The following is a 530-nucleotide window of genomic DNA, read 5'->3' as shown; positions in this document are numbered from 1 at the left end:
TCCGAGCGCACCAGTGAGCAGCGCCGTCGCGATGGCCAGCGCCTGTTCGGCATCCAGACCTGGATGGCGCTGCCGGCGGCGCAGGAGGAGACCGATCCGGCCTTCTTGCACCACCAGGCGGACGCGCTGCCGGTCATCGATGCCGATGGCATCCGGGCAAGACTGATTGCAGGACAGGCGTTCGGCGCCGGCTCACCGCTCGTGACCGCGTCCGAGACGCTCTACGCCGACGTGCAGCTCGACCCGGGTGCCCGGATGCCGATCGACGCGACCTACGAAGAGCGCGCGCTTTACACCATCGCCGGCACGATCGAGGTGGCGGGTGATCGGTTCGAGCCCGCCCAGCTCCTGGTGCTACGCCCAGGGGACGCCATCACCGTCACCGCCATGTCGGCGGCGCGGTTCATGCTGTTTGGCGGCGCGCCGATGGAAGGGCCGCGCTACATCTGGTGGAACTTCGTTTCCTCGCGGCCTGAGCGGATCGCGGCGGCCAAGGAGGAATGGGCGCGCGGCCGCTTCGACACCGTGCC

1 protein-coding gene is annotated in these 530 nt (G+C 69.6%); it reads left to right on the top strand.

Going from position 1 to position 530, the window contains the following annotated elements; genetic code table 11:
* The coding region (locus tag HLA95_RS27845) for a pirin family protein (protein ID WP_306422404.1) at positions 1-530 on the top strand (530 nt) is incomplete at both ends.

The sequence above is a fragment of the Geminicoccus harenae genome (assembly GCF_019800005.1).
Lineage (GTDB): Bacteria > Pseudomonadota > Alphaproteobacteria > Geminicoccales > Geminicoccaceae > Geminicoccus > Geminicoccus harenae.
This window is presented reverse-complemented; position numbering and strand designations above follow the sequence as displayed.